Origin of the sequence: Methylobacterium sp. E-025 (assembly GCF_022829705.1) — a bacterium.
In the GTDB taxonomy this organism is placed as follows: Bacteria; Pseudomonadota; Alphaproteobacteria; order Rhizobiales; family Beijerinckiaceae; genus Methylobacterium.
Window position 1 is genome coordinate 1 of record NZ_JAKSYR010000078.1, and the last position, 22,461, is coordinate 22,461.

23 protein-coding genes and 1 pseudogene are annotated in these 22,461 nt (G+C 70.3%); 11 read left to right on the top strand and 13 right to left on the bottom strand.

Annotation, left to right across the window (positions count from 1 at the left end):
- The 4 genes and pseudogenes from MKK64_RS08765 to MKK64_RS08780 form a co-directional block, all read left to right on the top strand.
- Window positions 1-232: pseudogene (locus MKK64_RS08765) on the top strand (HlyD family type I secretion periplasmic adaptor subunit); the annotation flags it as partial.
- 183 nt (window positions 233-415) lie between these two features.
- A complete protein-coding gene (ykgO, locus tag MKK64_RS08770; RefSeq protein WP_003601867.1) occupies window positions 416-541 on the top strand; it encodes a type B 50S ribosomal protein L36 in 126 nt (41 codons plus the stop codon).
- Between the two features lie 110 nt (window positions 542-651).
- Window positions 652-1,266, top strand: coding sequence for a tetratricopeptide repeat protein (locus MKK64_RS08775; protein WP_243933666.1), 615 nt, complete (start codon window positions 652-654; stop codon window positions 1,264-1,266).
- Window positions 1,263-2,279 (top strand): alpha/beta fold hydrolase, encoded by a 1,017-nt coding sequence (locus MKK64_RS08780; protein WP_147728958.1) that lies wholly within the window; start codon window positions 1,263-1,265, stop codon window positions 2,277-2,279. The genes MKK64_RS08775 and MKK64_RS08780 overlap by 4 nt, the downstream gene beginning before the upstream one ends.
- 114 nt (window positions 2,280-2,393) lie before the next feature.
- On the opposite strand, the gene MKK64_RS08785 is transcribed toward MKK64_RS08780, so the two are convergent.
- The 3 genes from MKK64_RS08785 to MKK64_RS08795 all read right to left on the bottom strand — a co-directional run bounded on the left by MKK64_RS08785 (window position 2,394) and on the right by MKK64_RS08795 (window position 4,835).
- A complete protein-coding gene (locus MKK64_RS08785) occupies window positions 2,394-2,507 on the bottom strand; it encodes a DUF1737 domain-containing protein (RefSeq protein ID WP_210246734.1) in 114 nt (37 codons plus the stop codon).
- 77 nt (window positions 2,508-2,584) lie between these two features.
- A complete protein-coding gene (pyk, locus tag MKK64_RS08790; RefSeq protein ID WP_147728957.1) occupies window positions 2,585-4,021 on the bottom strand; it encodes a pyruvate kinase in 1,437 nt (478 codons plus the stop codon).
- Window positions 4,022-4,124: 103 nt separating this feature from the next.
- Entirely contained in the window at window positions 4,125-4,835 is a 711-nt protein-coding gene (locus tag MKK64_RS08795) for a GNAT family N-acetyltransferase (RefSeq protein WP_313898898.1), read from the bottom strand.
- On the opposite strand from MKK64_RS08795, the gene MKK64_RS08800 reads away from it, so the two are divergent.
- The gene (locus MKK64_RS08800; protein WP_243933670.1) at window positions 4,809-5,660 is read left to right on the top strand and encodes an alpha/beta hydrolase family protein; all 852 of its coding nucleotides are present in this window, start codon (window positions 4,809-4,811) and stop codon (window positions 5,658-5,660) included. The two genes, MKK64_RS08795 and MKK64_RS08800, sit on opposite strands and share 27 nt — an antisense overlap.
- A 108-nt stretch (window positions 5,661-5,768) precedes the next feature.
- Here MKK64_RS08800 and MKK64_RS08805 read toward each other — a convergent pair whose 3' ends face one another.
- Both MKK64_RS08805 and MKK64_RS08810 read right to left on the bottom strand, forming a co-directional pair.
- Window positions 5,769-6,197, bottom strand: a complete 429-nt coding sequence (locus MKK64_RS08805) for a DUF1036 domain-containing protein (protein ID WP_243933672.1) — start codon at window positions 6,195-6,197, stop codon at window positions 5,769-5,771.
- 18 nt (window positions 6,198-6,215) lie between these two features.
- Window positions 6,216-7,523: a glycerate kinase gene (locus MKK64_RS08810; RefSeq protein WP_243933674.1), complete on the bottom strand. Its 1,308-nt coding sequence runs from the start codon at window positions 7,521-7,523 to the stop codon at window positions 6,216-6,218.
- A gap of 211 nt (window positions 7,524-7,734) precedes the next feature.
- Here MKK64_RS08810 and MKK64_RS08815 point away from each other — a divergent pair, with 211 nt between their 5' ends.
- The 3 genes from MKK64_RS08815 (at window position 7,735) to MKK64_RS08825 (ending at window position 9,289) form a co-directional block, all read left to right on the top strand.
- Complete coding sequence (locus MKK64_RS08815; RefSeq protein WP_243933676.1) at window positions 7,735-8,502, top strand: N-formylglutamate amidohydrolase; 768 nt, start codon at window positions 7,735-7,737, stop codon at window positions 8,500-8,502.
- A gap of 73 nt (window positions 8,503-8,575) precedes the next feature.
- Window positions 8,576-8,884, top strand: coding sequence for a DUF1244 domain-containing protein (locus MKK64_RS08820; protein WP_147727301.1), 309 nt, complete (start codon window positions 8,576-8,578; stop codon window positions 8,882-8,884).
- Between the two features lie 126 nt (window positions 8,885-9,010).
- Window positions 9,011-9,289, top strand: a complete 279-nt coding sequence (locus MKK64_RS08825; RefSeq protein WP_147727302.1) for a DUF2312 domain-containing protein — start codon at window positions 9,011-9,013, stop codon at window positions 9,287-9,289.
- A 58-nt stretch (window positions 9,290-9,347) separates the two neighbouring features.
- On the opposite strand, the gene MKK64_RS08830 is transcribed toward MKK64_RS08825, so the two are convergent.
- The 5 genes from MKK64_RS08830 to MKK64_RS08850 all read right to left on the bottom strand — a co-directional run bounded on the left by MKK64_RS08830 (window position 9,348) and on the right by MKK64_RS08850 (window position 14,816).
- Window positions 9,348-10,640 carry an O-acetylhomoserine aminocarboxypropyltransferase/cysteine synthase family protein gene (locus MKK64_RS08830; protein ID WP_243933684.1) on the bottom strand — a complete coding sequence of 431 codons (1,293 nt, stop codon included), beginning with the start codon at window positions 10,638-10,640 and terminating at the stop codon, window positions 9,348-9,350.
- 89 nt (window positions 10,641-10,729) lie between these two features.
- Window positions 10,730-11,116, bottom strand: a complete 387-nt coding sequence (locus MKK64_RS08835) for a response regulator (protein ID WP_147727304.1) — start codon at window positions 11,114-11,116, stop codon at window positions 10,730-10,732.
- A gap of 75 nt (window positions 11,117-11,191) precedes the next feature.
- On the bottom strand, window positions 11,192-11,518 hold the full coding sequence (locus MKK64_RS08840) for a YnfA family protein (protein ID WP_147842565.1): 327 nt from the start codon (window positions 11,516-11,518) through the stop codon (window positions 11,192-11,194).
- A gap of 84 nt (window positions 11,519-11,602) precedes the next feature.
- Window positions 11,603-12,904, bottom strand: a complete 1,302-nt coding sequence (locus MKK64_RS08845; RefSeq protein WP_243933693.1) for a sensor histidine kinase — start codon at window positions 12,902-12,904, stop codon at window positions 11,603-11,605.
- 280 nt (window positions 12,905-13,184) lie between these two features.
- Window positions 13,185-14,816 (bottom strand): ABC1 kinase family protein, encoded by a 1,632-nt coding sequence (locus MKK64_RS08850; RefSeq protein ID WP_243933695.1) that lies wholly within the window; start codon window positions 14,814-14,816, stop codon window positions 13,185-13,187.
- Between the two features lie 290 nt (window positions 14,817-15,106).
- On the opposite strand from MKK64_RS08850, the gene MKK64_RS08855 reads away from it, so the two are divergent.
- Both MKK64_RS08855 and MKK64_RS08860 read left to right on the top strand, forming a co-directional pair.
- Window positions 15,107-16,390: an O-acetylhomoserine aminocarboxypropyltransferase gene (locus tag MKK64_RS08855; RefSeq protein WP_147842567.1), complete on the top strand. Its 1,284-nt coding sequence runs from the start codon at window positions 15,107-15,109 to the stop codon at window positions 16,388-16,390.
- A 332-nt stretch (window positions 16,391-16,722) separates the two neighbouring features.
- On the top strand, window positions 16,723-17,637 hold the full coding sequence (locus tag MKK64_RS08860; RefSeq protein ID WP_243933697.1) for a manganese catalase family protein: 915 nt from the start codon (window positions 16,723-16,725) through the stop codon (window positions 17,635-17,637).
- A 99-nt stretch (window positions 17,638-17,736) separates the two neighbouring features.
- On the opposite strand, the gene MKK64_RS08865 is transcribed toward MKK64_RS08860, so the two are convergent.
- From MKK64_RS08865 to MKK64_RS08875, 3 genes are read right to left on the bottom strand one after another with little or no spacing between them, the layout of a single operon-like run.
- Window positions 17,737-18,540 carry an ABC transporter ATP-binding protein gene (locus tag MKK64_RS08865; RefSeq protein ID WP_243933699.1) on the bottom strand — a complete coding sequence of 268 codons (804 nt, stop codon included), beginning with the start codon at window positions 18,538-18,540 and terminating at the stop codon, window positions 17,737-17,739.
- 11 nt (window positions 18,541-18,551) lie between these two features.
- Window positions 18,552-19,433 (bottom strand): nitrate ABC transporter permease, encoded by an 882-nt coding sequence (gene ntrB, locus MKK64_RS08870; RefSeq protein ID WP_147728868.1) that lies wholly within the window; start codon window positions 19,431-19,433, stop codon window positions 18,552-18,554.
- The gene (locus tag MKK64_RS08875) at window positions 19,433-20,767 is read right to left on the bottom strand and encodes a CmpA/NrtA family ABC transporter substrate-binding protein (protein WP_243933701.1); all 1,335 of its coding nucleotides are present in this window, start codon (window positions 20,765-20,767) and stop codon (window positions 19,433-19,435) included. Before MKK64_RS08875 ends, ntrB begins: the two co-directional genes overlap by 1 nt.
- A gap of 413 nt (window positions 20,768-21,180) precedes the next feature.
- On the opposite strand from MKK64_RS08875, the gene MKK64_RS08880 reads away from it, so the two are divergent.
- Window positions 21,181-22,461 (top strand): MFS transporter, encoded by a 1,281-nt coding sequence (locus tag MKK64_RS08880; protein ID WP_243933703.1) that lies wholly within the window; start codon window positions 21,181-21,183, stop codon window positions 22,459-22,461.

Consider the following 22,461-nt stretch of genomic DNA (forward strand, 5'->3'; position numbering starts at 1 on the left):
CGGCACGGTGAGCCGCGTCTCGGCCGACGTCTCGACCGATCCCAAGACCGGACAGAGCTACTACACCGCCCGCATCCGCGTGCCCGAGACCCAGCGCGAGCGCCTGGGCGAGGTCCAGCTCGTGCCCGGCATGCCGGTCGAAGCCTTCCTCCAGATCGGCGAGCGCTCCGTGATGAGCTACCTGATGAAGCCCCTCGCCGACCAGGTCGCCAAAGCCTGGCGCGAGAAGTAGGCACGCGGGCACGGCCCTGCGCGATGCTTCGCTGCGGTGCCTTGCCTCGTGCGGCCGAATCCTGATATGGGGCCCGCTCTTTCCGCGATGCGTCCGCCGCCATCGCCGTGCGCCCGCGAGGGCGTGCGATCCCGACACCCTTTCGATGGACGGCCGGTCCGACCCGCGCCGCGTGCAAGACCGATGAAGATTCGCAACTCCCTCAAGTCACTCCGTGGCCGCCACCGCGACAACCAGCTCGTGCGCCGCAAGGGCCGGGTCTACGTCATCAACAAGACCCAGAAGCGCTTCAAGGCCCGCCAGGGCTGAGGCGTCGCGGCATCCGTCCCCGACGGATGCCCGACCGGGCGGCGCGACCGCCCCCGCCGCGCGGCATCCCGCGCGTTGACGCCGGCGGGCGGGGAGACCAAGCTCCCCGCATGGCGCCCATCGCTCGACCGCTCCTGTTCGTCCTGCTCGCGACCGTCTCGACGGCCGCCGCCGCGGCGCCGCCCGGCAATCCGGACCGCCATCCGCCGGCCGCCGCCGAGCCGAAGTCGCAGGACCGCAAGCCCGCCGCCAGCCTGAACGAGCTGTACGAGCGTCTCCGCAACGCCGAGGACGACGCCGAGGCGAAGGGTGTCGCGACCCTGATCGAGCGCCGCCTCGACCGGTCCGGCAGCGCCACCGTGGACCTCCTCACCGATCGCGCCCGCCAGGCGATGACCGCACAGGACTTCGCCCTGGCCGCCGAGCTGATGGACCGCGCCACCGCGATCGAGCCGGCCTGGTCCGAGGGCTGGAACCGGCGCGCGACGGTGTTCTGGCTCCTGACCGACAGGGAATCGGCGATCGCCGACCTGCAGCGTGCGCTGGTGCTGGAGCCGCGCCACTTCGAGGCCTGGGCGGCCCTCGGCCGGATCTACCTGTCGATGGACGACAAGGCGCGGGCGATGAACGCCTATCGCCGGGCGATCGCCATCTACCCGCGCATGCCGAAGCTCAAGGACGCGATGGAGCGTCTGTCACCCGAGGTCGACGGTCGCGACCTGTGAAGGCCGTGATCCTCGCGCTGGCGAGCCTGCTCGGCCTCGTCGCGGCCCTGATCGGCGCCGTCCTCGGCGCGGGCGCGGTGGCGACGCTGATCATCACCGCCCGGGTCTCGGCGCAGCATCCCCCGGAAGGGCCGTTCGTCGACGTCGCCGGCGGCCGCCTCGCGACGATCCAGGCCGGCCCCGAGACCGGGGCCCGCGCCACGGTCGTGCTGCTGCACGGGGCCTCGGCCAACGCCTCAGACCCGATGGAGGGCGTCGGGCGGGCACTCGCCGCGCAGGGTTTTCGCGTCGTCGCCTTCGACCGGCCGGGCTTCGGCTGGAGCGACCGGCTCTCGGGCGAGGACGCCGCCGCCCCGGCGGTCCAGGGGGCGGCCATCGCCGAGGCGCTGGAGCGCATGAACGTCGGCCCGGCGATCGTGCTCGGCCATTCCTGGGCGGGCGCCCTGGCGCTGAGCCTCGCCCTCGACCATCCCGAGCGCGTCTCCGGGCTGGTGCTGGTCGCGCCGGTGGCGCTGCCGTTCCGCGAGGCGCGGACCCCGGCCTGGTACTGGCGCCTCGCGCTCCAGCCGCCGGTGGCCTGGCTGCTGAGCCGGACGCTCGGCCCGCCCATCGGCCTGCGCTTCCTCGAGACGGCGGCGCGCAACGTGTTCCAGCCGCAGCCGGTGGCGGAGGGCTACGTCGACCGCAGCCGTGCCGCCCTGGTCCTGCGCCCGGCCACCCTGCTCGCCAGCGTGCAGGACCTGGTCGCGCTCCCCGCAGCCCTCGCCGCGCAGGCGCCGCGCTACAAATCGCTGCGCGTGCCGACGACGATCGTCACCGGCGATGCCGACGGCGCCGTCGGCAACACGAGTCAGGCCGAACCCCTGAGCCGCACGATCCCGGGGGCCGACCTCGTCGAGCTGCCGGGGATCGGCCACATGGTGCCGTGGGTGTCGACGCAGGCGCTGGTCGACGCGGTGTCGAAGATGGCCGAGCGGGTCGCCGCGCCGGAGGCCGCCCCGGTCGCGCCCTGAGGCGCCGCGTGGACCGGTCGGCGGTCGGATCGGCCGTCAGCGCGACGCGGAAGGCCAGACGACGGCTCGGGCCACGACGACGTGGATGCCGTTGAAGGTCGCCGCCGACGATCCCTACGGGACTTGGCCGAGGGCGAGGGCGTCCGACACGCGACGACGGAACGCCGCGTCGTCCTTGCCGGTCGGCAGGCGATAGGCCGGGAGGCCGTCGGGTGGCTGCGACGTCATCGGGAAGCCTCGCTACGATCGCCGCCGGGGCGAGCGGCGGCGCTCCGTCCCGCCGAAGAACGGGACGGAGCGGCCGATCACGCCTTCGCGGCGTGCTCGCGGGTGATGAAGGCGATGCGCACGAGGTTCGTCGCGCCCGGCGTCCCGAAGGGGACGCCGGCGACCACGATGACGCGGTCGCCGACCTCGGCGAAGCGCTCGCGCACCGCGAACTTCGCGGCCCGGAAGGCCATGTCGTCCACGTCGCTGGCATCGTTGGTGACGATCGGGTGCGTGCCCCAGGCGATCGCCAAGCGGCGCGCGGTCTCGCGCTTGGGCGTCAGCGCGATCACCGTGGCGTTCGGGCGCTCGCGCGAGAGCCGGAGCGCGGTCGAGCCCGAATGGGTCCAGGCCATGATCGCCTCGAGGTCGAGCGCGTCGACCATCTGGTGGGCGGCCGCCGCGATGGCGTCGGCGGCGGTGTGGTCCGGCGTCGAGTTCTGCGCGCGGATGATCGACCAGTACAAGGCGTCGCGCTCGACCTCCTCGGCGATGCGGCTCATCATGCCGATCGCCTCGAGCGGGAAGGCGCCCGACGCGCTCTCGGCGGAGAGCATCACCGCATCCGCGCCCTCGTAGACCGCGGTCGCCACGTCGGACACCTCGGCGCGGGTCGGCACGGGGGCGGTGATCATCGATTCGAGCATTTGCGTCGCGACGACGACGGGCTTGCCCATCCGCCGGGCGCCGCGGGTGATGCGCTTCTGCACGCCGGGCACCTGCTCCAGCGGCATCTCCACGCCGAGGTCGCCGCGGGCCACCATCACGCCGTCGGAGATCTCCATGATCTCGTCGAGCCGGGTCAGCGCCTGCGGCTTCTCGATCTTGGCCATCACCAGGGCGCGGCCGGCGCAGACCTTCTTCACCTCGGCCACGTCCTCGGGCCGCTGCACGAAGGACACCGCGATCCAGTCGGCGCCGACGTTGAGGCCGGCCTCGAGGTCCGAGCGGTCCTTGTCGGTCATCGCCGGCAGCGGGATCACCGTGTGGGGCAGGGAGACGCCCTTGCGGTTCGAGATGCGGCCGCCGACCTCGACGCGGGTCACGGCGCGCGTCTCGCTCGCCTCGGTGACGGTGAGGCGCAGCTTGCCGTCGTCGATGATGACGGAGTGGCCCGGCTCCAGGGCGGAGAGGATCTCCGGATGGGGCAGGTAGCAGCGGTGGACGTCGCCCGGCGTCGGGTCGCCGTCGAGGACGAAGCTCGCGCCGTTCTCGATCATCGCGAACCCCTCGGCGAAGGCGCCGAGCCGGAGCTTCGGGCCCTGGAGGTCGACCAGGATGCCGATCGGGCGCTTGAACTCGCGCTCGACCGCGCGGATCGCCTCGACCTTCTCGGGCAGCTTCTCGCGCGGCAGGTGGCTCATGTTGAGCCGGAACACGTCCACGCCGGCGCGGAAGAGTTTCGCGATCATCTCCGGCGAGTCGGAAGCCGGACCGAGGGTGGCGACGATCTTCGTGCGGCGTGAACGTTTCATCGGGCCTCCTGGGGCACATCGCTGCCGCCGCGTGCCCCTTGGCGGAACATCATGAAGTCGTGACGACGGGCATGCGGCCAGAAGCACCGGTCATGCTGCCCCGTCAAGGCGGGGCGGGGGGCGGGGAGGTCGATGGACGCTCCATCAAGCAGTGGACGTCGGTCCGACCCAGTTCCACGCAGCCGCAACGTCGGTACAGAGATCCAACCGGGTTCCAACGCAGATACTCCAATCGCACGGGAAGCCTCAGTGCGTCGGCCAGCGTCAGGCAGTGTCGCAGGATCGCCGTTCCAAGCCCACGTCCTTGGAACGCCGGAAGCAGGTAGAACTCACCGAGACGCAGGTGCGTGGAACAACTCTCGATCGAAATCGTCCCAAGGCGCCGGCCTGCCCGTTCGATCGCGAAGAATGGCTTTTCGTTAAAGCACCGCTCGTGCACGGCGCGCTGAAACGTTTCGTTCCAGCCCCACCGCACCGTCACGTGGGGCCCGGGCGCTGCCTGTTTGACCCGAAACGCGAAATCGATGTCGCCGGCGGTGTTGCCAAGCGCAGGAAACGTAAGATCGGGGGAAGATCGGGTAGCCCCATGCATTCGGTATAGGCCGATCGTGCGGTAGGCTCTCCGTCTGATTCGGCGCGCGCCGGAAATGCCTCGGCGCGGATACCAAGGGCCGCCCCCAGACTCGACTTTGACGGGATCAGGGCGGAAATACCCAGCTCGAGCCCCCGCCGGAATACCGCAAGCCGTTGTGCAAGCTGCGTATTTCTTGTGAATCAGGCTTCCTCTATGATGCCGTCGCTTTCTTCTTCCCATGCCGACGAGTCGCCGTTTTCGGCACACGACGTGCTCAAGGGCGTTCCAATCGGCGATTGCCGAGGGACGGACCGCATTCGGGTCACCATCGATGGGCTCGACGATTGCCTTCGTTTCTACGGGGCTGAGGCAGGGCCAGCCGAGCGGCCGCCGCTGATTTTCCTGGAGGGCGACGTGGTCAACGTTGTCCAGCCTCAGGTCGGGCCGCCGATTTGGCAGGTCGGCGCGTACTATCAGAATCTGACGCCGAAGCTGATGCAGCGCGAGGCGGAGCAATATGCAGCGGCAACGGCACGAACATTCATCAATCTCGCGCGGCCAGGAACCTTCGGTTCATCCGGAAATCATTTGGAGCGGCGACGGCCGCGCGAAGTGGCGCTCGTGGGGGGCGCCCTCGATGCTCTCAAGGCGCGCTTCGGCTGGACACGGATCGATCTCGCAGGCTTCTCAGGCGGCGGCCACTTGGTGGGCGCGCTTCTGGCGCAGCGGAACGACATCGGCTGCGCCGTCATCGCTTCCGGCAACGTGGCCGTTCGCCAGCGCGGGTCCGCGTTGGGTCTATCGACGGACGTGACGGGCTATACCGACTTCGTCGATCCGATCGATCACGCCGACGAGATCGCCCGTCACCGCCCAGAGCGCGTGGTCATACTGACCGATCCCGCCGACCGCATCGTCGAGGCGCGTTTCCAGTACGCCTTCGCTGACGTTCTGAGGTCGGCCGGCGTCAACGTGGAACAACGGATACTCTCCGCTGCAGACCCGGCCCATCACAATCTACGTTATGCCGCCTTGATGGCAGGCTTGTCTTGTGCCGCTGCGTGAACCGCCACCGCCCCTCGGAAGGGCCGATGCGACGTCACCTTCGACGTCGGCACCGCGCTGATCATGTGCGTCGTAGACGGTCCCAACCCGAGACCCGACCTTAACCTTTCACGGCTGCCCCGCCGCCGGCTGGTTCGGGTCGGAGAGCTGGATCGTCCAGCTCTTCTGCTCGCCGGTGTCGACCTCGAAGAAGCCGTTGCGGTCGTAGCCGCGGGCGAGGCAGTCCTCGACGCCGCGGATCGTGAACTCGCTGTCGCGGGTGCACATCAGCGAGCGCCCGCTCCACTCGCCGCCGCGCGTGTAGTCGACGGCGAAGACGTAGTAGAACCGTGCGGCCAGGGCGCCCTTGAGCAGGGTCTCGCACGCCTTCGGCGTCAGGTCCCACCAGCCCTCCGTGACCCAGCCCTGCGGGTCGCGGTAGCCCAACGCGATGCCGACCTTGCTCGGGGTGAGGTTGCACAGGCGCAGGTCCGCGCGGGCCGGCGAGGCGCCGAGCAACGCGAGCCCGAGCGCCGCGCCGATCACGAGAAGCCGCAACGCAAACTCCCAAAAAAGTCAGCCGACGAGGATAATGCGGCAGTCGTTGACATTGGTCTTCGTCGGGCCGGGCTGAACGAGGTCGCCGATCTCGGCGAAGAACCGGGTGGAATCGTTGTCGGCCAGCATCGCGGCCGGATCGAGGCCCGCGGCGCGGGCGCGAGCCAGCGTGGTCGGGTCGACGAGGCCGCCGGCCGGGTCCGTCGCCTCGCCGCGGCCGCCGTCGGTGCCGTCGGTGTCGGCTGCGATGCCGGCGATCCCGGTCTCGCCGTCGAGCGCGATGGCGAGCGCCAGCGCGTATTCCTGGTTCGGCCCGCCATGGCCCTCGCCGCGGATCGTCACGGTGAGCTCGCCGCCGGAGATCAGCGCGACCTTGCGGCCCGAGGCCTTGATCTCGCGGGCGATGCGGGCGTGCTCGGCCGCGACCTCGCGGGCCTCGCCCTCGAGGTCGGCGCCGAGCATCACCGGCTCGTAGCCGGCGGCCTTGGCGGCGGCGGCCGCCGCCTCCAGCGCGTCGATCGGCCGGGCGACGATGCGGTACTCGGCCCGCGCGAAGGCCGGGTCGCCGGCTTTCGGGGTCTCGTTCAGCGGGTCGTTCAGCAGGCGGATCGCGGTCTCGGGCAGCGGGATCCCGCGGCGCTCGCAGATCGCGCGGGCGTCGGCGAGCGTCGACGGGTCGGGCACGGTCGGGCCGGAGGCGATCACCGCGGGGTCGTCGAACGGCACGTCGGAGATCGCCAGCGTCAGGATCGAGCGGGCGTTGCGCGCGGCCACCGCGAGGCGGCCGCCCTTGATGCGCGAGAGGTGCTTGCGCACGGTGTTGATCTCGCCGATCGGCGCGCCCGAGCGCAGCATCGCGCGGGTGATCGCCTGCTTCTCGGGCAGCGTCAGGTCGCCAGCCGGCGCGATCCAGTTGGCCGAGCCGCCGCCCGAGAGCAGAACCAGCACCTCGTCGTCGGGGCCGGCGGCGGTGGCGAGCGCCAGCGCCTCCCGGGTCGCGTCGATGCCGGCCTCGTCCGGTACGGGATGGCCGGCCTCGACCATGCGGATGCCGGGCGCGTCCTGCCCGTAACCGTGGCGGGCGACGGCAAGGCCGACGATGCGGTCGTCGCCGAGCCCGTGCTGCTCGCGGTAGAACCGGCTGGCGACCGCCGCCATGCTTCCCCCCGCCTTGCCGGCGCCGAGGATGATCAGCCGGCCCGGGGTCGGCGGCGGCAGGTGCGCCGGCAGGCAGGTATCGGGGTGGGCGGCCTCGATCGCCGCGGCGAGGAAGCCGTCGAGCAGGGTCCGCAGGGCGCGCGTGGCGGGGTCGATCTCAGGCGTCATCGGTCAGGGTCTCGCGCGTCGTTTCCTCGTTCGTGCGGTCCTCGCCTTCGCGACCCGCGGGTGCGGGCAGGGGCGACGGGCTCTTTGGGCGACGGGCCTGTTTCTTGCCGTGGCCGTTTCTTGCCGTGAGCGCACGATCCTTGATACGTGCTCTGCCCGAGCCTTGCCGTGACGGCAAGACCTCCCAGCCTCCGCGAACCGAACCGGACCCGTGCCCCTGTCCCAGAGCCTCGCGCGACACCCGCCCCACCCGGTCGAGACGATCCCGGGCGATCCCGCCTGCGGGCTGATCCTGGCCTGCGACCACGCCTCGAACCACGTGCCCGACGACATCGAGCTCGGGCTGCCCGAGGGCGAGTTCCGGCGCCACATCGCCTACGACATCGGGGCGGCGGGCGTGACCCGGCGGCTCGCGGCGCTGCTCGGCGCGCCGGCGATCCTCACCGACTTCTCGCGGCTGATCATCGACCCGAACCGCGGCCGGGCCGACCCGACGCTGGTGATGCGGCTCTCGGACGGGGCGGTGGTGCCCGGCAACGCGCGGATCGACGAGGCCGGCAAGCAGGCGCGCATCGCCCGCTTCTACGATCCGTTCGACCGGGCGATCGATGCCGCGGTGGCGGCGGCCGACGCCGCGGCCGGCCCGCCGATGCTCCTGACGATGCACAGCTTCACCCCGTTCTGGCGCGGCGTCCCCCGGCCCTGGGAGGTCGGCATCCTCTACGACCGGGACGAGCGCCTCAGCGCGCCCTTGATCGCGGGCCTGCGCGCCGACCCCGCCGGGCTGACGGTGGGCGACAACGAGCCCTACGGCGGCGGCCTGCCCGGCGACACGATCGACCGGCACGCCACCGCGCGGGGGCTGGCCAATGCGCTGGTCGAGATCCGCCAGGACCTGATCGCCGCCGAGGCCGGGCAGGGCGAATGGGCCGCGCGCTTCGCCGGGCTTCTCCGCCCGCTGATGAAGGGTCGCGCTTGACGCGGGCACGCTTGACTCGGGCACGCCCCGCGCCGACCTCCAGCGGATCATTTACGAACAGCGCGAGAGGCCGATGACCGAGATCGATCCGAAGACGCAGACCGAGCTCGAGGCGGCGGTCTACCGGCGCCTGGTGGCGCATCTCCAGGCGCGCACCGACGTCCAGAACATCGACATGATGAACCTCGCCGGCTTCTGCCGGAACTGCCTGTCGAACTGGATGAAGGATGCGGCCGACGCCGAAGGGCTCGGCCTGACCAAGGACGAGGCCCGCGAGCGGGTCTACGGGATGCCGTTCTCCGAATGGAAGGCGAAGTACCAGACCGAGGCCAGCCCCGAGCAGCAGGCCGCCTTCGCCAAATCCGCGGCGGAGCCGCACTGAACGTCCACGGCGGAGCCGCACCGAACGGCCGCGGCGACGCGTTCCACGGCGGGGCTGCGCGGGTCGCTCCGGCTAAGCTCCCGGTAAGTTTACTCCCCTACGAACCGGGCAGGACAGGAGAGAACCATGAACGCGCATGCCATGCCGACCCCCGGCGACGTGTCATCATCCGAGGGCGTGGCCGCCGACGAGCTTCGTGCGTTCATCGAGCGCATCGAGCGCCTCGAGGAGGAGAAGAGCGGCATCGCCGGCGACATCAAGGAAGTGATGGCCGAGCTGAAGGGCCGCGGCTTCGACGTGAAGGCGGTCCGCACCATCCTGCGCATGCGCAAGAAGGACCACAGCGAGCGCCAGGAGGAGGAGGCGATCCTCGAGCTCTACATGCAGGCGCTCGGCATGGTCTGACGGCTCGCGACGGCATGCTCGACCACGGTCGAGCATGCCGCAACGTCCGAGGCGACCTTCAGCCCACCTGGGCCAGGGCCTGCGCGATGTCCGCGATCAGATCCTCGACGTTCTCCAGGCCGATCGACAGGCGGACGGTGTCGGGGCCGACGCAGGCCGCCTCCTTCTCGTCCTTCGGCAGCTGGCGGTGCGTCGTCGTCGCGGGATGGATCGCCAGCGACTTGATCTCGCCGATGTTCACGAGGTGCGAGATCAGCTCCAGGCTGGTGATGAACGTCAGCGCGGCCGGCTCGCCGCCCTTCAGGGCGAAGGTGAAGATCGAGCCCGGCCCCTGCGGCACGTAGCGCTGCGCCAGCGCCTCGCCGGGCTGGCCGGGCAGGCCCGGATAGCTCACCCAGGCGACGGCCGGATGGTCCTTGAGGTAGGCGGCGACCGTGCGTGCGTTGGCGCAGTGGCGCGCCATCCTGAGCGGCAGGGTCTCGATGCCGGTCAGCGTCAGGAACGCGTTCATCGGCGAGAGGCCGGGGCCGAGGTCGCGCAGGCCGAACAGGCGGCAGGCCACCGCGAACGGGTTGTCGGGGAAGCGCTCGGTGATGACGAGGCCGTCGTAGTCGGGCCATGCGCCGGTGATCAGGTTGTAGTGGTCGGTCCTCGTCCAGTCGAACCGGCCGGCGTCGCAGATCACGCCGCCGATGGTCTGGCCGGAGCCGCCGAGGAACTTCGATGTCGAGTGCACGACGATGTCGGCGCCGTGCTCGATCGGTCGGATCAGGGCGGGCGAGGCGAGGGTGTTGTCGACGACGAGCGGCAGACCGTGGCGCCGGGCCACCTCGGCGATGCCGGCGATGTCCATCACCGTGGCGCACGGGTTGACGATCGACTCGCAGATGATCGCCCGGGTCACCGGCGTGATCGCCGCCTCGAAATCGGCCGGCGTCAGGCCCTTGGCGAAGAGCGGCTTCAGGTCGTAGCGCCCGTCGAGCCGCCGCATCAGGCCGAGCGAGCCACCGAACAGGCGCGGCGAGGCGACGTAGGCGTCGCCGCTCTTCATCAGCGTCAGCATCACCAGCAGCAGCGCCGACTGCCCCGAGGACACGGCGATGGCGGCCTTCGCGCCCTCGAGCGCGGCCACGCGCCGCTCAAGGGCGGCGACGGTGGGGTTCGAGCCGCGCGAGTACGAGAACCCGGTGCGGCGCATGTTGAAGATATCGGCGGCCTGCTCGGTGGAATCGAACACGAAGCCGTTGGTGAAGTAGATCGGCTGCGCCCGCGCGCCGGTGGCCGGGTCGGGGCTGGCACCGGCATGGATCGCCTGGGTGGCGAATCGGGGCGTCTTCGGCGTGTCTGTCATCGAACTCGGTCCTCGGGACCATGCCCTATCACGGCGGACCGGGGGAGGGGCAACCGCGGGCAGGGCCCGTCGGGCCTGCGGGCGTGGGCTCAGGCCGCGCGGTGGATGAAGGAGCGCAGCGTCCGGACCAGGGTGTTGGGCTCGTAGGGCTTCGGGATGAAGCGGGCGCCGTCGGGCATGTCGTAGGGGCCGGGCGTGCCCATGCCGGACACGACAAGGACCGGGATCGCCGGCCAGCGGTCGGCCACGAGGCGGGCCAGCGCGAAACCGTCCATCGAGCCTTGCGGCATGTCGACATCGGTCATCAGAACTTGAACGTCGTCGCGATTCTCAAGAACCTTCAGCGCCTTGTCCGCATGGCTCGCTTCGAGAACCGTGAAACCCGCATCGGCGAGGGTGTCGGCGGCTTCCATCAGAAGAAGGCCGTCGTCTTCCACCAGGAGAACGACGGGTTGATCTGTCGGGCTGTCGGTCATCAGGCCTGCGGACACTGTGTTTGAACACCAGCACCGGGGCCTATTCCCCGGTGTCCGCCTCGTCAAGGCGCGCACTCATGCCGGCCTCGGCCCCCACAGGATGAGGCCGGCGCCGGCGAGACAGATCATCGCGCCGGAGAGGTCCCAGCGGTCTGGCGGGCGATCCTCCACGAGCCAGAGCCAAGCGAGCGAGAGCGCGATGTAGATGCCGCCGTAGGCGGCGTAGGCGCGCCCGGCGGCCTCCGCCTCGACCCGGGTGAGCAGCAGCGCGAACCCGGCAAGCGCGAGGGCGCCGGGCAGGAGCCAGAGCGGCGAGTGCCCGAGCCTGAGCCAGGCCCAGGCGGCAAAGCAGCCGGCGATCTCGCAAAGGCCGGCCGCGACGTAGACGAGGAGCGTGGACACGCCGCGACCTCTCTCACGCCCGGCGGCGATCGCCAATGGGCGGCGCCCGCCTGGGCGTCGCGCCGGATCCCCGGCGGGGGTGCCTCAGGCGGCGACGACCGAGACGAGCGGCGCCTCCAGGGTCAGCACCGCCCCGGTCGGCGGAAACCGGAGCGCGACCGCGCCGCCGAAATCGTGGCTCAGGCACCGGGCGATCAGGCGCGTGCCGAACCCCGTCCGCGTCGGCGGCGCGACCGGCGGACCGCCGATCTCCTCCCAGCGGAAGCGGAGGCGCGCATCCGGCTCCGTCTCGTCGATCGCCCAGGAGATCGCCACCCGGCCGGCGCCGGTCGAGAGCGCGCCGTACTTGGCGGCGTTGGTGGCGAGCTCGTGCAGCATCAGCGCCAAGGTCAGGCCGTGGCCGGCGGCGAGCATCAGGTCGGGACCGCTCACCGTGAAGCGGCCGGGCACCCCGTCGCCGTGCAGCGCCACCGCGCCGGCGACGAGGCCCGACAGCGAGGCGCTCGACCACGCGCCCTGAACCAGCACGTCGTGGGCCTGGGCCAGCGCCACGAGGCGGGCATCCAGCGCCCGGCCGGCCTCCTCCAGCGAGGGAGCGTTGCGCAGGGTCTGCGTCGCCACCGCCTGGACCAGGGCGAGGGTGTTCTTCACCCGGTGCGCAAGCTCCTGCATGAGCAGGGTCTGGCGCGCCTCGTTGCGCTTGAGGTCGGTGATGTCGCGCGACACCGCGAGGATGCGTTCGGGGCGGCCGTCGGCGTCGTCGATCGGCGTCACCGCGATGTCCCACCAGGTCGGCGCGGCGCCCGCGTTCAGCACCGCCTGAAACCGGCACGGCCGCCCGGCCCGCGCCGCATCGAGGGCGTCGCGGATGCCGGCCCGGCTGTCGGGGGCGGACCAGAAGTCGATCCAGGCCCGGCCGACGAGCCCGGCGAACGTCTCGACGCCCAGGACCGCGGGCCCGTTCTCGCTCACGGTGATCAGGCGGCCGTCGAGGTCCAGCACCTTCACGAAATCGGTGGTGGTCCAGAGGATGCGCCGGTTGAACTCCTCGCTGGCCCCGAGCTGCGCGTTCAGCTCCTCGGCGCCGGCGAGGCGGGCGGCACCGCGCGCCAGGTCGCGCCGGCAATGCTCCACGGTGCTCTCGGCCTCGGCGCGCAACCGCACCGCCTCGGCGACGATCCGACGTGCCTCGATGCGGCTGGCGCCGCGTTCCGAGACGACGATCCGGCCGAGGCGCGCGTTGCGTTCGGCTTCCGCGTCGGCCTGCCGGCTCGCCTCGCTCAGCAACGCCCGGAGATGGTGGTTCTCCGCCTCGAGGGCGGAGAGCCGCCGGTCGGCGACCGTGGCCTGAAAGGCGGAAATCTTGCAACTCGCGCCCGTGTCCATCGCACAAGCTCCCCTTCGACGACCGTCGCGCGGCGCCGGCGGGCGTGTCCGCGAGGCGTGCGACGGCGTATCGACCCGCGAAACGCGCGGCGTGGCGACGCGATGTCGAGACGCGGCGCGCGACCGGCGGATGAATCCGCTTCTGAGCCGCGCCCCACCCGCATCCTCACGATTCGGTGGGCGGAATTACGCTAGCATATCGGCCCGGGCCTGCAAGGCACGATTGTAGTCAAGCCGACCGGACCGGAACGGATACAAGTCTAGGCCGTCGCGCAGGACGTCACTTCTTCCGTCCAAGCAGCACGAGCCAGCCGACGCCGAGGGTGAACACGACCAGGCCGATCGTGACGAAGACCGGCGTCCCGAGGTCGATCAGGCGCGGCGCGAGCTGGGTGGCGAAGGCGGCGACTACCAGCGCCACCGCGACGCGGGCCGCCGCCCGCTCGATGCCGCGGGTGACCTTGTCGAGGCCCTTCACCTCGATCTCGACGGTGACCCGGCCCTGCTTCAGACGCACCAGCATCAGGTGGATCAGCGTCGGCAGCTCCGAGGCGGCGCCGTAGAGGCCGACGCCCAGCGCCTCGGCCTTGGATTTCAGCCCGGTCAGCGAGAACTGCGTCTGCATGCTCGCCCGCACCGTCGGGCCGGCGGCGGCGAACAGGTCGAAGTTCGGATCGAGGTGGCGCATCACGCCGTCGGCGGTGACGAGGCCCTTGAACAGGATCGCAAGGTCGGTCGGCATCGCGAGGTCGTTCTCGCGCGCCATGGTCATGAAGTCGGTGAGCACCAACCCGAGGTTGAGCGGGATCGAGGAATGGCTCTCGACGAAGGCCTGCGCCGAACCTTCCAGCCGGGTCAGGTCCGGGCTGCTCGAGCCGGTCCAGTCGAGCAGCACCGCCATCAGCCCGTCGGCGTCCTGCTTCAGCATCGCGCCGATCAGCACGAGCAGCTGGTTGCGCCGCTTCTGCGACAGGCGCCCGATGATGCCGAAATCGATGAATCCGATCCGGTTACCCGACATCGCCAGCATGTTGCCCGGGTGCGGATCGGCGTGGAACACGCCCTCGATCAGAGCCATCTTCAGGAAGGCGTCGGTCCCCTTCTGGGCGAGCAGCTTCTTGTCGACGCCGGCGGCGGCGAGCCGCGCCTCGTCGTTCGGGGGAATGCCGTGGATGAATTCCTGCACCAGCACCCGCTCGCAGCACCACTCCCAGTGGATCTTCGGGAATACGATGTCGTCGCGGTCGGAGAACAGCGAAGCGAGCAACTCGCAGTTGCGCGCCTCGTTCATCAGGTCGAGCTCGCCGTTCAGGCCGGCGGCGAGGTGGCGCATCTGCTCGCCCGGTTGGTAGCGGGCCATGTCCGGCCATTCGGTCTCGACGATGCGGGCGCCGTGCGCCATCAGGCGCAGGTCCGCGTCGATGATCTTGCGCAGGCCCGGGCGCAGCACCTTGACGATGACGTCCTCGCCCGAATGCAGCTTGGCCCGGTAGACCTGGGCGATCGAGGCCGAGGCGATCGCGTTGGTGTCGAACTCGGCGAAGATCTCCTGCGGCGGCGCCCCGAGGTCGGCCTCCAGCTGCGGGCGGATCGTCTCCCAGGAGACCGGCGAGACCTGGCTGTGGAGCTTGGCCAGCTCCTCGGTCCACATCGGCGAGAGCAGGTCGGGACGGCTGGCGAGCACCTGGCCGAACTTGATGAAGGTCGGCCCCAGGGCCTCGATCGCGCGGCGCAGGCGCTCGGGCTCCGACAGGCGGGTGACGTCGATCTTCGGCTTGCGGCGCGGAAGGATCGGGATGTAGCGCAGCCCGAGCCGGTCCACGACCTTGTTGACGCCGAAGCCGATCAGGATCGAGGCGATCTCCGACAGCCGCTGACGGTCGCGCGCGGCAACGAAGGCGGTTTTCAGCATAGAGCGGATCGATCCGTGCGGGGCGACGAGGGAAGGTGCCCGGACAGCACGAGCATCGGGTCTTTTTTAGGGTCGGAGACCGCGCGGTCTCGGATCGGAGGGCTGCGGCGCTTCGGCCCGGACGGGCGCGCCTTCCCGCATCCGGCGGCTGCGCCTCCCCATCACAGGCGGCCGAGCCGTGCCGTGACGGGGGCCGGCGCCTTGCACCGCCGCGGCGGGGAAGCGTAAACCGCGTGCCAGCGCTGGCGCGAACGTGATCGTGCCCGAACGACCCGGCCGAGGAGAGACCCATGACGACCGACCGGCTGCCCGGCTTCAACACCCTCGCGATCCACGCGGGCGCGAGCCCCGATGCGGCCACGGGCGCACGGGCGACGCCGATCTACCAGACCACGAGCTTCGTGTTCGACGACGTCGACCACGCCGCCTCGCTGTTCGGGCTGCAGGCCTTCGGCAACATCTACTCGCGCATCACCAACCCGACCAACGCCGTGCTGGAGGAGCGCATCGCCGCCCTCGAAGGCGGCACCGCGGCGGTCGCGGTGTCGTCCGGCCACGCGGCCGAGTTCCTGACGATGCACGCGCTGATGCAGCCGGGCGACGAGTTCATCGCGGCCAACAAGCTCTACGGCGGCTCGATCAACCAGTTCAACCACAGCTACAAGAACTTCGGCTGGAGCGTGGTCTGGGCCGACACCGACGACCCGTCCTCGTTCGAGCGGGCGATCACGCCGCGCACCAAGGCGATCTTCTGCGAATCCATCGCCAACCCGGGCGGCGTCATCACCGACATCGCCGCCCTGTCGGAGATCGCCAAGCGCCACAACATCCCGCTCATCGTCGACAACACCATGGCGACGCCGTACCTGATCCGCCCGTTCGAGCACGGCGCCGACATCGTCGTGCACTCGGCGACGAAGTTCCTGGGCGGCCACGGCAACTCGATCGGCGGTCTCGTGGTCGACGGCGGCACCTTCCCCTGGGCCGGCGACGCGCGCTACCCGATGATGAGCCAGCCGCGCCCGGAATATGCCGGCATGGTGCTGGCCGAGACCTTCGGCAATTTCGGCTTCGCCATCGCCATCCGGGTGCTCGGCCTGCGCGACCTCGGGCCGGCGCTGTCGCCGTTCAACGCCTTCCTGATCCTCAACGGCATCGAGACCCTGCCGCTGCGGATGCAGCGCCACTGCGACAACGCCATGGCCGTCGCGACGCACCTGGCGGGCCACCCGGCGGTGTCGTGGGTGAGCTATCCGGGGCTCGAGACCGACCGCTACCATCAGCTCGCCAAGCGCTACACGCCGAACGGCTTCGGCTCGGTCTTCACCATCGGCCTCAAGGACGGCTACGATGCCGGCGTGAAGCTCGTCGGCAACCTGCAGCTGTTCTCTCACGTGGCGAACATCGGGGACACGCGCTCGCTGGTGATCCACCCGGCCTCGACCACCCACCGCCAGCTCACCGACGCGCAGAAGACCGCGGCCGGCGCCGGGCCGGAGGTGGTCCGCCTCTCGATCGGCCTCGAGGATCCGGCCGACCTGATCGAGGACCTCGACGGCGCGCTCGGCGCTTAGCCGGCCCCGCGCCGGCCTCCCGCCCGCGTCGATGGCACGATGCGGCTGGAGGCTCGGCCGCCGTGACGCCGACGGGTCCGGCCCGGTCTGCGAGACGGCGATCCGCGAGCAGGATGGCGGCGCGCCGTGCCCGTCCGCGCGACCGCATCCGCCACGCTATGCAATCCGTGGATGCAGATCCGGACGCCGCCGAAAGTCCGGACGCCGGCGCGGGCCGGGCTCGCCGTCGCGCGGTTGCGATGCGCGGCTATCGGTCCGTCGCCAGGAACAAGGGCGCCGCTCGGCGGTAGCACCAACACGTCCCGGCGCTCCGGCGATAAGGATCCCAACCCATGTTCATGCGCATCGACAAGCTGCAGGCCGAGCTTCCGCAGCCGAAGCGACCCGATCCGAACGCCGCTGCGGCCCTGCAGGAGCTGCTCGGCGGCAAGTACGGCGAGATGTCCACCCTCGGGAACTACATGTTCCAGAGCTTCAATTTCCGCAACAAGTCCAAGCTGCGTCCGTTCTACAGCCTGGTCTCCAGCATCTTCGCCGAGGAGCTCGGCCACGTCGAGCTGGTCTCGACCGGCGTCTCGATGCTGAACAACGGCCCCGGCGACGACACCAAGGACGTCGACATCTCCAAGGCGCCCTTCGAGGACATGAAGGACATCCGGCTCGCCGGCAGCTTCCTGTCGAACGGCGGCGGCGCGATGCCGATGAACTCGAACGCCGCGTCCTGGAACATGGACATGGTGACGACGACCGGTAACCTGATCATCGACCTGCTTCACAACTTCCACTTGGAATGCGGCGCCCGCCTGCACAAGCTGCGCGTCTACGAGACCCTGACGGACCCGACCGGTCGCGAGGTCTGCGGCTACCTGCTGGTGCGCGGCTCGGTCCACGCCCACGCCTACGCGCTGGCCTTGAAGAAGCTCACCGGCGTCGAGATCGAGAAGATGCTGCCGACGCCCAACATCGTCCTCGACAAGATCCCCGAGTGCCAGAAGTACCTGCAGGAGGGGAGCCACCGCCGCCTCTACACCTTCAGCCCGAACGACTACGTGGAAGCCGCCGGCGTCTGGTCGAACGACGAGGTCGCGCTGCCGGGTGATCCGCCCGGCCAGCTCGAGATCGTCGACGGCCACCCCGAGGGCGGCAAGATCCCGGAGCTCGACGGCAATTACGGTGCCTTCGCCCCCGACTACGCGCCCGAGGAGATCTTCGAGATCGCGAGCAAGCTCTACAAGAAGAGCCGCTGATCCGAGGTCGAACGACGAGGCCGGCGCTCCCGCGAGGGGCGCCGGCCTTTCTTTTTGCGGCCCTGGCAATGGATGCGCCGGCGCGCGCCCGGCGTTCGCTCAGGCGGCCAAAGCCGGCTTGGCGTGGCGCGCGTAGAGGAATTCCAGCACCTCCGCGCGGCAATGGACGTAGTCCTTGTCCTCGACCAGCTCGAGGCGCCGGCGCGGGCGCGGCATCGGCACGGTCAGCACCTCGCCGATGGTGGCCGACGGGCCGTTGGTCATCATCACGATGCGGTCGGACAGGAGCACCGCCTCGTCCACGTCGTGGGTGATCATGATCACCGTGTTCCGCAGGCGCACCTGGATCTCCATGAGCTGATCCTGGAGATGGGCGCGGGTCAGCGCGTCGAGGGCGCCGAACGGCTCGTCCATCAGCAGCACCGTCGGCTCCATGGCGAGCGCCCGGGCGATGCCGACGCGCTGCTTCATGCCGCCGGAGATCTCGGACGGCCGCTTGTCGGCGGCGTGCACCATGTTCACCAGGGCGAGGTTGTGCTCGATCCAGGCCTTGCGCTCCGCCTTCGACTTCGTCCTGGCGAGCACCTTGTCGACGGCGAGCGCCACGTTCTCGCGCACCGTGAGCCAGGGCAGCAGCGAATGGTTCTGGAACACCACCGCCCGCTCGGGCCCGGGCGACGACACCTCCTTGCCGTCGAGCAGGGTGACGCCGGTCGAGCTCTTCAGAAGCCCGGCGACGATGTTGAGCACCGTCGACTTGCCGCAGCCGGAATGGCCGATGATCGAGACGAACTCGCCCTTGGCGACCTTGAGGTTCACGTCGCGCAGCACCTCGGTGGTGGTGCCGCCGCGGGTGAAGCTGATGCCGACCTGCGAGAGGTCGAGATGGGATGGGTTGGCCATGGTCCCGGTCCTCAAGCTGCGCTGGTGCCGCGGGTGACGACCTGGCCGACCGCCGCCACCAGCCGGTCGAGGACGAAGCCGATGACGCCGACATAGACCAGCGCCACGATGATCTCGCTGATGTGCGAGGAGTTCCAGGCGTCCCAGATGAAGAAGCCGATGCCGACGCCGCCGATCAGCATCTCGGCGGCGACGATGGCGAGCCAGGACAGCCCGACGCCGATGCGAAGCCCGGTGAAGATGTACGGGGCCGCCGCCGGCAGCATGACCTTCATGAAGAACTCGATCGGGTTCAGGCGGATCACCGCGGCGACGTTGCGGTAATCCTGCGGGATGTTGCGGATGCCGACCGCGGTGTTGATGATGATCGGCCAGATCGAGGTGATGAAGATCACGAAGATCGCGCTGGGCTGCCCGTCGCGGAAGGCGGCGAGCGACAGCGGCAGCCAGGCCAGCGGCGGGATCGTGCGCAGCACCTGGAAGATCGGGTCGAGGCCGCGCATCGCCCAGTCGGACTGGCCGACCAGCGTGCCGGTCAGGATTCCGACGATCGCCGCCAGCGCGAAGCCGAAGGCGACGCGCTGGAGGCTGGCCGAGATGTGCCAGAACAGGCCCTTGTCGGTGCCGCCGTTGTCGTAGAACGGGTGGGCGATGATGTCCCAGGCCTCCGTCACCACCCGCGAGGGCGGCGGCAGGCCGGCGGTGGGCCGCGAGCACGCGACCTCCCAGAACAACAGGAAGGCCGCGAGCACCACGAGCGGCGGGATCAGGTTGGCGGCCAGGCCCTTCGCCCGCTTGGCGGTGAGGAAGGGCGTGCGGCTCTTCACGGCGGCGGCATCGCGGGCGGCGGTGCCGAGGGCGGTCTTGTCGGCGATCGTCGAGGTGGCGGCCATCACGAGACCTTCTTGATGCCGAGGCTGGCGAGGTAGGCGGCGGGGTTCTCGGGATCGAAGACCTTCCCGTCGAACATCGTCTCCTTGCCGCGGGACGTGCTGGTCGGGATCGCGGAGACGCCGAGCGTCTTGGCCGCGTCGCGCCAGAGGTCCTCGCGGTTCACCTTGGCGATCAGCGCCTTGGTGTCGGTCTGCGCGTCGAACTTGCCCCAGCGGATGTCCTCGGTGAGGAACCAGGAATCGTGCGACTGGTACGGGTACGAGGCGTTGTCGGCCCAGAACTTCATGGTGTGGGGGCTGTTCTCGACGACGCGGCCGTCGCCGTAATCGAACTTGCCCTTCATCCGGTCGATCACGTCGGTGACCGCGATGTTGATCCACTGGCGCTTGGCGACGATGCCGGCGAGCTCGTCCCGGTTCTCGGGCTTGTCGCACCATTGCTGGGCTTCCAGCACCGCCATCAGGAGCGCCTTGGCGGCGATCGGGTGCTTGTCGACCCAGGCCGCGCGCATGGCGAAGGCCTTCTCCGGATGGTCCTTCCACAACTCGCCGGTGGTGAGCGCGGTGTAGCCGATCCCTTGCGTGATGAGCTGCGCGTTCCACGGCTCGCAGACGCAGAAGCAGTCCATCGTGCCGACCTTCATGTTCGCCACCATCTGGGGCGGCGGCACGACGATGGTCTCGATGTCCTTGTCGGGGTCGATGCCGCCGGCGGCGAGCCAGTAGCGGATCCAGAGGTCGTGGGTGCCGCCCGGGAAGGTCATCGCCGCCTTGACCGGCTTGCCCGAGGCCTTCTTCCGCTCCAGGGCCGCCTTGAAGGGCTTGGCGTCGAGGGCGACCTTGTCGGGCATGTACTCCTTGCCGACGGAGATGCACTGCCCGTTCAGGTTGAGCCGGGCCATGATGTACATCGGCGTCGGCTGGTTGTTCTGCGTCACCCGGCCGGCCGTGATCAGGTAGGGCATCGGCGTCAGGATGTGGGCGCCGTCGATGCCGTTGCCCTCGGAGCCGAGCACGAGATTGTCGCGGGTGGTGCCCCACGACGCCTGCTTCATCACCTCGACGTCGGGCAGGCCGTACTTGGCGAAGATGCCCTTCTCCTTGGCGACGAAGAGCGGGGCGGCGTCGGTCAGCGCGATGAAGCCGAGCTTGGCCCCCTTGACCTCGGGGCCCGCGCCCTGCGCGAAGGCGCCCCCCGGCAGGGCGAGGCGCACGGCGGCGGCGAGCGATAGGGCGCCGGCCGCGCCCTTGAGCAGGCCGCGGCGGGTGCCGGTGCCGGACGCTTCGGCGAGGGGGGACCGGTCGAGGGTGGATTTCGGCTCGTCGTTACGCATCTGCGGCAGGATCCTGACCTTGAAAACTACGCCGGCGCCCGCCGATCCGCGCACGAACGCGCCCCGCTGCCCGGAAGGATCTTCGGGGCGGAGCGGATCGCATCAGCGGCGTTGCTGGCGGAGGCGGTGCCGTCTCCATTGACGGACGGTGCAGCTCAGCAGGTTTCGTGCCAGGCTAGCGCAAGTGAAGACTGGCCGAGGCTCGGCGCAAACCTGCCGTCGCATTGAGCTTTTCGCCCCGGGACATCCCTTCGCAGCGCACAAAAAACGCGCGCCGGCGTCGGGATTACGGATCGTGACGTAATCGTGCGTCGTTTCGCGAAACGCCGCGGCTTCGGCGGGCGGGATGCTGTGCAAACGCGGCGCGCTCGACTAACCGGGGCGCACGTCAACACTCGCGACCGCGAACGATCATGCTCCAGACCACGCCGTCCCCCCTGTCGGCCCGCCGGGTCCTCGCCGCGAGCTTCGTCGGCACGGCGATCGAGTTCTTCGATTTCTACATCTACGCCACCGCGACCGCGCTGGTGATCGGCCCGGTCTTCTTCCCGCCCGGCGAGCCCGGCGTGCAGCAGCTCAGCGCCTTCGCGACCTTCGCGATCGCCTTCCTGGCGCGGCCGGTGGGCGCGGCCCTGTTCGGGCATTTCGGCGACCGGGTCGGGCGCAAGGCGACGCTGGTCGCCTCGCTGCTGATCATGGGCGTCTCGACGGTGCTGATCGGCTGCCTGCCGACCTACGCCACCGCCGGCTGGTGGGCGCCGGCGATGCTGTGCCTGCTGCGCTGCGGCCAGGGAATCGGCTTCGGCGGCGAGTGGGGCGGCGCGGCCTTGCTCGCGGTCGAGAACGCGCCGGCGGGCCGGCGCGCCTGGTACGGCATCTTCCCGCAGCTCGGCGCGCCGGTCGGCTTCATCCTGGCCAACGTCAGCTTCCTGGCGCTCAGCTTCGCCCTGAGCGCGGACAGCTTCCAGTCCTGGGGCTGGCGGCTGCCGTTCCTGGCCTCGGCCGCGCTGGTCGGCGTCGGCCTCTACGTGCGGCTCAAGCTAAGCGAGACGCCGGCCTTCAACGCGGCGCTCGCGCAGGCCAAGCCCGAGCGCGTGCCCTTCGCCGCGATGGTGACCGGGCACGGCCACGCGCTCGTCGTCGGCACCCTGGCGATGGTGGCGGTCTACGCCGTGTTCTACATCTCCACCGTCTTCGCCCTCGGCTACGGCACCGCGGCGCTCGGCTACGCGCGGCCGGCCTTCCTGCTGTTCGAGTGCATCGCCGTCTGCTTCATGGCGCTCGGCATCGCGCTCTCCGGCGCCAACGCCGACCGCTTCGGGCGCCGACCGGTGCTGATGGCCGGCATGGTGGTGGCGTTCGGCCTCGGCGGGCTGCTCGGGCCGATGCTCGGCTCCGGCTCGGGCGCGGTCGTCCTCGCCTTCCTCTGCCTCAGCCTGTTCACGATGGGCTGGATCTTCGGGCCGATGGGCGCCCTGCTGCCGGAGCTGTTCCCGACCCGGGTGCGCTACACCGGCGCCTCGGTGACCTACAACCTCGCCGGCATCGTCGGGGCTTCCGGCGCCCCCTACATGGCCCAGCGCCTGGTCGACTGGGGCGGGATCGCCTGGGTCGGCGCCTACCTGGCGGTCACGGCGGTGATCAGCTTCCTCGCGGTGCTCGCGATGCCGGAGACGCTGCGCAAGGGCGTGTGA

Excerpts from the sequence above, each read along its gene's own strand:
- MKK64_RS08855 (WP_147842567.1), top strand. The coding sequence starts at position 15,107 with ATGACGACCGACCGGCTGCCCGGCTTCAACACCCTCGCGATCCACGCG.
- MKK64_RS08845 (WP_243933693.1), bottom strand. The coding sequence starts at position 12,904 with ATGGACACGGGCGCGAGTTGCAAGATTTCCGCCTTTCAGGCCACGGTC.
- MKK64_RS08795 (WP_313898898.1), bottom strand. The coding sequence starts at position 4,835 with ATGGGAAGAAGAAAGCGACGGCATCATAGAGGAAGCCTGATTCACAAG.
- ntrB (WP_147728868.1), bottom strand. The coding sequence starts at position 19,433 with ATGGCCGCCACCTCGACGATCGCCGACAAGACCGCCCTCGGCACCGCC.
- MKK64_RS08875 (WP_243933701.1), bottom strand. The coding sequence starts at position 20,767 with ATGCGTAACGACGAGCCGAAATCCACCCTCGACCGGTCCCCCCTCGCC.
- MKK64_RS08860 (WP_243933697.1), top strand. The coding sequence starts at position 16,723 with ATGTTCATGCGCATCGACAAGCTGCAGGCCGAGCTTCCGCAGCCGAAG.
- MKK64_RS08785 (WP_210246734.1), bottom strand. The coding sequence starts at position 2,507 with ATGACGTCGCAGCCACCCGACGGCCTCCCGGCCTATCGCCTGCCGACC.
- MKK64_RS08850 (WP_243933695.1), bottom strand. The coding sequence starts at position 14,816 with ATGCTGAAAACCGCCTTCGTTGCCGCGCGCGACCGTCAGCGGCTGTCG.
- MKK64_RS08820 (WP_147727301.1), top strand. The coding sequence starts at position 8,576 with ATGACCGAGATCGATCCGAAGACGCAGACCGAGCTCGAGGCGGCGGTC.
- pyk (WP_147728957.1), bottom strand. The coding sequence starts at position 4,021 with ATGAAACGTTCACGCCGCACGAAGATCGTCGCCACCCTCGGTCCGGCT.
- ykgO (WP_003601867.1), top strand. The coding sequence starts at position 416 with ATGAAGATTCGCAACTCCCTCAAGTCACTCCGTGGCCGCCACCGCGAC.
- MKK64_RS08830 (WP_243933684.1), bottom strand. The coding sequence starts at position 10,640 with ATGACAGACACGCCGAAGACGCCCCGATTCGCCACCCAGGCGATCCAT.
- MKK64_RS08810 (WP_243933674.1), bottom strand. The coding sequence starts at position 7,523 with ATGACGCCTGAGATCGACCCCGCCACGCGCGCCCTGCGGACCCTGCTC.
- MKK64_RS08800 (WP_243933670.1), top strand. The coding sequence starts at position 4,809 with ATGATGCCGTCGCTTTCTTCTTCCCATGCCGACGAGTCGCCGTTTTCG.
- MKK64_RS08835 (WP_147727304.1), bottom strand. The coding sequence starts at position 11,116 with ATGACCGACAGCCCGACAGATCAACCCGTCGTTCTCCTGGTGGAAGAC.
- MKK64_RS08825 (WP_147727302.1), top strand. The coding sequence starts at position 9,011 with ATGAACGCGCATGCCATGCCGACCCCCGGCGACGTGTCATCATCCGAG.
- MKK64_RS08775 (WP_243933666.1), top strand. The coding sequence starts at position 652 with ATGGCGCCCATCGCTCGACCGCTCCTGTTCGTCCTGCTCGCGACCGTC.
- MKK64_RS08865 (WP_243933699.1), bottom strand. The coding sequence starts at position 18,540 with ATGGCCAACCCATCCCATCTCGACCTCTCGCAGGTCGGCATCAGCTTC.
- MKK64_RS08880 (WP_243933703.1), top strand. The coding sequence starts at position 21,181 with ATGCTCCAGACCACGCCGTCCCCCCTGTCGGCCCGCCGGGTCCTCGCC.